The sequence below is a fragment of the Escherichia sp. KCJ4928 genome (assembly GCF_004352695.1).
Classification (GTDB): domain Bacteria; phylum Pseudomonadota; class Gammaproteobacteria; order Enterobacterales; family Enterobacteriaceae; genus ECMA0423.
The window spans coordinates 1-207 of sequence record NZ_SJWV01000903.1; the positions used below are offsets into that span (position 1 = coordinate 1).

General features: G+C 40.6%; 1 protein-coding gene. It reads right to left on the minus strand.

What is annotated here, in order from left to right:
• Window positions 1–207, minus strand: a 207-nt coding sequence (locus E0D98_RS27775) for a hypothetical protein (protein ID WP_240723804.1), incomplete at both ends; no start/stop codon positions are given.

Here is a 207-nt window from a genome sequence, read left to right on the forward strand (position 1 = left end):
AGGGGAGCCTGCGTAATTTGCTGAGCTTCAATAACGGCATCACGAATGAGTGGAGGCAGCGAACTCAGGGGAAACTCATCACAAGGCTGACCGAATGACATAGTAACCTCACTACACACAGATATAAAAGCACTGCAATTCTGGCTATTAATAGCAAAAATAGCAGTCAAATCAATATGAGGTAAAAATTTTTGTTGATTTAATGGT